The organism is Kribbella sp. (assembly GCF_035655035.1).
In the GTDB taxonomy this organism is placed as follows: Bacteria; Actinomycetota; Actinomycetes; order Propionibacteriales; family Kribbellaceae; genus Kribbella.
This window is the reverse complement of the sequence record NZ_DASRVN010000063.1, coordinates 1-7202: the sequence shown is the minus strand read 5'-3', so window position 1 is coordinate 7202 and position 7202 is coordinate 1. Positions and strand designations below refer to the sequence as shown.

At 70.2% G+C, this 7202-nt stretch carries 5 protein-coding genes; 4 read left to right on the top strand and 1 reads right to left on the bottom strand.

What is annotated here, in order from left to right; genetic code table 11:
* The coding region (locus VFF46_RS03930; protein ID WP_325035621.1) for a S8 family serine peptidase at positions 1–2799 on the top strand (2799 nt) is incomplete at its 5' end.
* A 115-nt stretch (positions 2800–2914) separates the two neighbouring features.
* Here the strand turns inward: VFF46_RS03930 and VFF46_RS03925 are convergent.
* Entirely contained in the window at positions 2915–4282 is a 1368-nt protein-coding gene (locus VFF46_RS03925; protein ID WP_325035620.1) for a lytic transglycosylase domain-containing protein, read from the bottom strand.
* Between the two features lie 257 nt (positions 4283–4539).
* Here VFF46_RS03925 and hemL point away from each other — a divergent pair, with 257 nt between their 5' ends.
* The 3 genes from hemL (at position 4540) to VFF46_RS03910 (ending at position 7151) form a co-directional block, all read left to right on the top strand.
* The gene (hemL, locus tag VFF46_RS03920; RefSeq protein WP_325035619.1) at positions 4540–5862 is read left to right on the top strand and encodes a glutamate-1-semialdehyde 2,1-aminomutase; all 1323 of its coding nucleotides are present in this window, start codon (positions 4540–4542) and stop codon (positions 5860–5862) included.
* Positions 5863–5899: 37 nt separating this feature from the next.
* Positions 5900–6523: a histidine phosphatase family protein gene (locus VFF46_RS03915; RefSeq protein WP_325035622.1), complete on the top strand. Its 624-nt coding sequence runs from the start codon at positions 5900–5902 to the stop codon at positions 6521–6523.
* A gap of 64 nt (positions 6524–6587) precedes the next feature.
* Positions 6588–7151 carry a TlpA disulfide reductase family protein gene (locus tag VFF46_RS03910; protein WP_325035618.1) on the top strand — a complete coding sequence of 188 codons (564 nt, stop codon included), beginning with the start codon at positions 6588–6590 and terminating at the stop codon, positions 7149–7151.
* The last annotated feature ends 51 nt before the right edge of the window (positions 7152–7202 follow it).

Sequence of the window (7202 nt, the reverse complement as noted above, 5' to 3'; positions counted from 1 at the left end):
GAGCTGCTGATCGGCAAGGTGCTCGACAACGGCGGCGGCGGGTACGACTCCGAGGCGATCGCCGGGATGGAGTGGGCCGTCCAGCAGGGCGCGAAGGTGATCAGCATGAGCCTCGGCGGGCTGCCGTCCGACGGCACCGACCCGATGAGCGAGGCCGTCGACCGGCTGGCCAAGTCCAGCGGCGCGTTGTTCGTGATCGCGGCCGGCAACTCCGGCGCCGAGCAGACCGTCGGCGCCCCGGGCGCGGCGTCCGAGGCGCTGACCGTCGGAGCGGTCGACCAGAACGACAAGCTGGCGAGCTTCTCCAGCCGCGGCCCGCGCCTCGGCGACGGCGCGCTGAAGCCGGAGGTCACCGCCCCGGGTGTCGAGATCGCGGCCGCCCGAGCCGCCGGTACGGAGCAGGGCCACGTGCTCGGCCAGTACTACACCGCGATGAGCGGTACGTCGATGGCGACACCGCACGTCGCGGGTGCCGCCGCGATCCTCGCGCAACGGCACCCGGACTGGACCGGGCCGCAACTGAAGGCCGCGCTCGCGTCCACCGCCGTACCGTCCGCTGGTGCCCGCACCGACCAGCAGGGCCTCGGCCGGATCGACATCCCGAACGCCCTCGACCCGAAGGTGCTGCCGGACACCGCGAACCTGTTCTTCGGCGACCTGTCGTGGACCGGCCCGACCGCCCCCGCGCCGGTCGAGCGCACCATTGCCTATCGCAACAACTCCGATCGCCCGGTGACTCTCACGCTGTCGGTCGGCGCGCAGTCCCCGGCGGGCATACCGGCGGGCCTCACGGTCAGCCCGACGCGGCTGACGATCCCGGCCGGCGGTACGGCGTCCGCGACCGTGACGCTCGATCTCGCGAAGACGCGGGCCGGCGACTACGCGGGCGTACTGACCGCCAAGGCCGGGGCCACGGCGTACCGGACCGGGCTCGGCTTCGCGGCCGGCGGCCGGCTGAACCAGGTGACCGTGAAGGCGATCGGCCGGGACGGCCAGCCCGCCACCACGAAGGCCGGTGCGAGTGGCGTCCAGCTGTGGAATCAGGACACCGGCGACGTGACCGCGATCGCGTTCGACCAGACCGGCAGCCGCACGGTGAACGTGCCGACCGGGCGCTACAGCGTGATGGCGTACGCGGTTGGTGGCGACGAGGCCAACTGGGCGAACTCGCTGACGCTGCTCGGTGATCCGGACGCGTGGATCGACAGCGACCGGACTTTCACGTTCGACGCCCGGACCGCGCACAAGGTGACGATCAAGACGCCGCGACCGGCCGACGCGCAGAGCATCGGCCTGGCCTGGCACCGCAAGGTCGGAGACCGGGACGCGGTGTCCGGCTGGGCGTTCAACGGCAAGATCGCGAACGGCGTCTACGTCCAGGACTTCGGAAAGGTTGCCAATGGCACCTTCCAGGTCGTGCAGCGCTGGGACCTGGCGCAGCCGCAGCTGACCGTCGACCTGCCCGGCACCGGCAAGCTCCCGACCCCGGGACCCGGCTCGTCGCGGTCCGTGTACGTCGGGAACGGCAGCCTGCCGCTGTCGAACGGCGGCGACGGTACGCCCGCGGAGCTTGCCGCCAGCAAGGACGGCATCGCGCTGATCCGCTGGGGCGGGTACTCCAAGACCATCGCGCAGGTGCAGGCGGCGAAGGCGGCCGGCGCGAAGGTCGTGTTCCTCTACAACGAGGCGCCCGGCTGGTGGAGCACCGCGACCGAGCAGGGCATCCCGGTCTACATCCTGCAGTCCGTGCAGGGGAAGCAGCTGCTCGACGCCCTCGCCAAGGGGCCGGTGTCGCTGCAGCTGAGCGGTGTCCGAGACAGCACCTACCGGTACGACGTGGCGCTCGGCCCGTCGGTCGTCAAGGGCGGCCTGACGTACGACGTCGCGAAGATGAACCCGGCTGTGGTGACCACCGACTTCCAGCAGAACGACGCGTTCTGGCTGCACAGCGACAAGCGCGTCGCGCACCTGCCGGGGATCACCACGGGTCTCACCGCGTCCCGGTCGATCGCGGCCGCGGTACGGCGGACCGACTACCTCGTCACGGACGTGAAGGGCGTGACGTGGGACGAGCAGACCTCCGCGGGCGAGTGGAACGAGACCGGGTTCGAGTCGACGATCCCGCGGTCGTACCGGCCCGGTGAGCACGTCACGCGGGGATGGTGGGAGCCGCTGACGCGTCCCGCCGTACCGGGGTTGTCGGACGCGCCGGGTGACGTGGCGCAGGGGTGGCCGCCGGCGCGGTTCGAGAACGCCTTGCGGATCGCGATCCCGCAGTACGTCAGCGGTGACCGGAGCGTGTTCGGCTGGGGCGATCGCGGTGACATGACGGACATGTCGCTGAGCAGCAACGGGGTCCAGCTGGGCAGCAAGAACTGGTCGGTCGCGCAGTTCGCGGTCCCGGCGCAGGCGGCCTGGTACGACCTGACGCTGGACCAGAAGCGCGGGCCGAACAGCTGGGCGAAGACCTCGACGTCGACGCACACCCAGTGGCACTTCCTGTCGGTGCCGTCGAAGAGCACTGCCGTCCTGCCGCTGGTCCAGGTCGACTACCAGCACACGGACGGGTGGCTCGAGCTGACGCCGCGGTACCAGCCCGGCGTGCGCGGAGTCGGCATTTTCCGTACGACGGCAGAGATCTCCTTCGACGGTCAGACCTGGCAGAAACTTCCGCTGCGCGGTTTCGGAACGTTCCGGACACGTGTTCCGGCCGGTTCGTACCCGAGCATCCGGGTGACCGCCACGGACCTGATCGGCAACAGCATCACCCAGACCATCGATCGGGCCTGGGCCAGCTGAACGTTAAAAAGAGGCGACGCCACGAAGCCGGGGGGAGATGCTCCGTGGCGTCGCCGGGGGCGCGCCCAGGGAGGGGTGGGGGCAGGCGCGCCGGCTCTTCGGTTGTGCTGGGAAGTCAGCTCCCGGCGATGCCTCCACCGAGAACGCCCAGCAGGCCGAGCAGTGACAGCAGGTTGCGGATGACCTGGTCAACGGCCTTCGTACCGCCGGTCTGGTAGGCGGTCACGCACTTCTGCAGCTGCGCCTGCGTCGGCTTGGTGATCGTCACCTTCGCCATCTCGGTCTGACAGTACGTGGTGGCTGTCTGCAGCTGCTGCAAGGTGCTTCCGACGGTGCCGACGATCAGGCCGGCGGTCGTCGTCAGGGACGCCAGCCCGGGGGCCGGCGGGGTGGTCTTGGTCGGCGTCGTCGGCCGGGCCGTCGGCTTGGACGGGGGCGGCGTCACCGGCGGCGGAGTGACCGTCGGCTTGCCGGTCGGCTTCCCGGTGGTCGGCGGCGGGGTCGCCGTCGCGGTCGGCTTGCCGCCGCGCTCGTCGGTGAGGACCGGCGTCGGCGTGGCCGGCGGTGGCGTCGGCAGGTTGACCGCCTCCGGCAGGTTCTTGTCGGCCGGCGGGTTGACCGTCTGGTTGCCGATCTGGTCGCCGGCCTTCAGGTCGTCGTTACCGGTCGTACCGTTGCCGACCGCGATCCAGCTGCCGCCCGCATACGCCTTGGCGATGCTGATCACCAGGTCGGCGTACTGCTGCGAGTGGTTGTAGCGCAGGAGCGCCGCGTTCAGGTCGCTCGCCTTGGACAGGTCGGTGTTGCCGGAGCACAGGTACACCGCGGTCGACATCGCCGCGTCGTTGATGTCCTGCGGGTTCCGCACGCCGTCGCCGTCGCCGTCCACTCCCACCGCTCGCCAGGTGCTGGGGATGAACTGCATCGGGCCGACCGCGCGGTCGAACGCGCCGTCCCCGTCGAACGCTCCCGCGTCGGTGTCGGCGATCTTCGCCGTCCCGTTGGTGCCGTCCAGCCGCGGGCCGAAGATGCCCGGCACCGCGACGCCGTGCGAGTTCAGCGAGTTGCCGCCGAACCGGCCGTGGTTGGACTCGACGCGGCCGATCGCGGCCACCAGCGTCCATGGCAGGTGACAGCCCGGATCCACCTGCGCCAGCACCTGCTGGGCGCGCGAGTAGGCCTTCAGCGCGGCGTTCGGAATGCCGTTGCTGGACAGCCCCGAAACCACCTGGGTCGGCTTCTCGCCGGGATCGACGCCCGGCCCGACGGTGCCCGGGACCGGCACGTTCGCCGGCTCGGCGATCGGCAGCTTCGGTACGACGACCGGGTTGTTCCCGGACAGGCCGGTCTCCAGGGACGCGGTGGCGACCACCGGGTTGTCCGTGGCACTGACGGTGAACGCGCTCGCGAACAACGCCACCGGGATCAGCGGCGCCACCTGACGCCACCCGCTACCCGTGGCGCGGCGCTTGCCCTTCGCCATCGATGATTCCCCTCCGTGACTCATCGACCGGTCCGGCCCCACGCTGCGGACAGTCTTTGTGTCAATGTCGGTGCCCGTCGTAATAGGTCTAACGTCCGCCCCGTTGCGTGGGTTACGCGCCGGACCCAGACCGTGTACGTGCGGTCACCGGGTACCCATACTCGCGCGTAACAAAGCTCGTGTGAACCCCTTGCGAACGATCGGGGCCGGAAATCTGCCCTGCCCTGGTGATCGGCCCGGGTGACCGCGGGGGGAGAATGGCCGGCGTGCCCGATCACACAGAACAGTCCGCCAAGCTCTTCGACAGGGCCTCCACTGTCACCCCGGGCGGGGTCAACTCTCCGGTCCGGGCGTTCCGCGCCGTCGGCGGCGTGCCGCGCTTCATGGCCTCCGGTGACGGATGTCACATGACCGACGTGGACGGCAACCGGTACCTCGACCTGGTCAGTTCCTGGGGTCCGCTGCTGCTCGGCCACGCGCACCCCGAGGTGATCGCCGCCGTCCAGGCCGCGGTCGGCCGCGGTACGTCGTACGGGACGCCGACCGAGACCGAGGTACTGCTCGGCGAGGAGATCGTCGCCCGGACGCCGGTCGACAAGGTCCGGCTGGTGTCGTCCGGGACCGAGGCGACGATGTCCGCGCTCCGGCTGGCCCGCGGGTTCACCGGGCGCGCGAAGATCGTGAAGTTCGCCGGCTGCTACCACGGCCACGTGGACGCACTGCTGGCCCAGGCCGGTTCCGGCGTACTGACGCTGGGCATCCCGGGAACGCCGGGCGTCACCGAGGCCACCACGGCGGACACGATCGTGCTGCCGTACAACGACCAGGCGGCCGTGACGGCGGCGTTCGCGGAGTACGGCGACCAGATCGCGGCCGTGATCACCGAAGCGGCGGCGGGCAACATGGGCGTCGTGCCGCCGCGGGACAACTTCAACGGCTTCCTCGCCACGATCTGCAAGGACAACGGCGCGCTGTTCATCTCCGACGAGGTGATGACCGGGTTCCGGATCACCAAGTCGGGCTGGTACGGCGTCGACGGCGTACGGCCGGACCTGATGACGTTCGGCAAGGTGATGGGCGGCGGCTTCCCGGCCGCGGCGTTCGGGGGCCGGGCCGACGTGATGGCCCACCTCGCGCCGGAGGGCTCGGTCTACCAGGCCGGGACGCTGTCCGGGAACCCGATCGCCACCACCGCCGGGCTGACCACGCTGCGGCTGGCCACCGACGACGTCTACGCGAAGCTCGACGAGACCTCGCTCACCATCCAGCGGCTGGTGTCGACCGCGCTGGACAAGGAGAGTGTGCCGCACGTCATCTCCGCGGCCGGGAACCTCTTCAGCGTCTTCTTCGTGAAGTCCTCGGAGGGTCCTGCCGAGATCCGGGACTTCGCCGGGGCCGACGCCCAGGTGCTGCCACGGTTCACGGCGTTCTTCCATGCCATGCTGGACGCCGGTGTCTACCTGCCGCCGAGCGCGTTCGAGGCCTGGTTCGTGAGCGCGGCGATCGACGACGACGCGCTCGCGGAGCTCGAGTCCGCCCTGGCACCCGCGGCCCGCGCCGCGGCCGCAGTGAAAGAGTGAGAGGACAGCGGTGACGGAAACCACGGTCGTGCACCTGATGCGGCACGGCGAGGTGCACAACCCGACCGGTGTGCTGTACGGCCGGATCCCCGGGTACCACCTGTCCGAGCTCGGCCGGCAGATGGCCGAGCGGGTCGCCGAGCACGTCAAGGGCCGCGACATCGTGCACCTGGTCTGCTCACCGCTGGAGCGCGCCCAGGAGACGATGGAGCCGATCGCCAAGGTGTTCGGGATCACCCCGGACATCGACGAGCGGGTGATCGAGGCCGCGAACCTGTTCGAGGGCAAGAAGTTCGGCGTCGGCGACGGCGCGCTGAAGAACCCGAGCGCCTGGTGGCTGCTGCGGAACCCGTTCAAGCCGTCCTGGGGCGAGCCGTACCCGCAGCTGGTCCGCCGGATGCGGGACGCGATCGAGGCCGCCCGCGAGAAGGCCGCCGGGCACGAGGCGCTGATCGTCTCGCACCAGCTCCCGATCTGGATCGTCCGCTCCGCGATCGAGGGCCGCCGGATGTTCCACGACCCGCGCAAACGCCAGTGCAGCCTCGCCAGCCTGACCTCCTTCACCTTCCACGGCGACCAGATCGTGTCCGTCGGCTACTCAGAACCCGCGAAGGACTTACTCCCCGTCAAAAACCCCAAGAAGTTCGTGGGTGGCGCGTGATGAAGGAAAGAAAAAGAGGGTGGGGAGTGGGAGTGAAAAACCCGAAGTTCGTGGGTGGCGCGTGATGGTGCGGCGTACGGCGGTGCTGGCAGCCGGGGTGTTCCTCGTGGCGGGGTGCAGCTCGGGGCAGCAGGCGGCGCAGAACCGCCAGGGCCAGGCCGGGTTCGTGAGCGGCACCGGCAACGTGTCGGTGTTCGCCGCGGCCGATCGCAAGGTGGCTCCGGAGCTGACCGGCACCACCCTGGACGGCAAGAGCTGGACCCTGTCGGCGCAGAAGGGCAAGGTCGTCGTACTGAACGTCTGGGGTTCCTGGTGCTCGCCCTGCCGGAAGGAAGCACCCGACCTGGTCGCCGCGGCCAAGGAGCTGGGGCCGTCGGTGCAGTTCGTCGGGCTGAACACCCGTGACCTCAACCCGGCCCCGGCGAAGAAGTTCGTCCAGGAGTTCGGCGTGACGTACCCGAGCATCTACGACCCGGACGGCAAGTCGCTGCTCAGGTTCCGCGGGCAGATCTCGCCGGCCGCGATCCCGACCACGCTGGTGATCGACAAGACCGGCAAGGTCGCCGGCCGTGTCGTCGGCGAGGTGACCAAGCAGACGTTGCTGGGCATGGTGAAGGACGCCGGTTGAGCTGATGGGACAGTGGTTCGCCTCGTCGATGACGGGCTCGATGCTGGTCGC

Bases quoted from the DNA above. Each gene is read 5' to 3' on its own strand.
- hemL (WP_325035619.1), top strand. From the start codon at position 4,540: ATGGCCGGCGTGCCCGATCACACAGAACAGTCCGCCAAGCTCTTCGAC.
- VFF46_RS03910 (WP_325035618.1), top strand. From the start codon at position 6,588: ATGGTGCGGCGTACGGCGGTGCTGGCAGCCGGGGTGTTCCTCGTGGCG.
- VFF46_RS03925 (WP_325035620.1), bottom strand. From the start codon at position 4,282: ATGGCGAAGGGCAAGCGCCGCGCCACGGGTAGCGGGTGGCGTCAGGTG.
- VFF46_RS03915 (WP_325035622.1), top strand. From the start codon at position 5,900: ATGCGGCACGGCGAGGTGCACAACCCGACCGGTGTGCTGTACGGCCGG.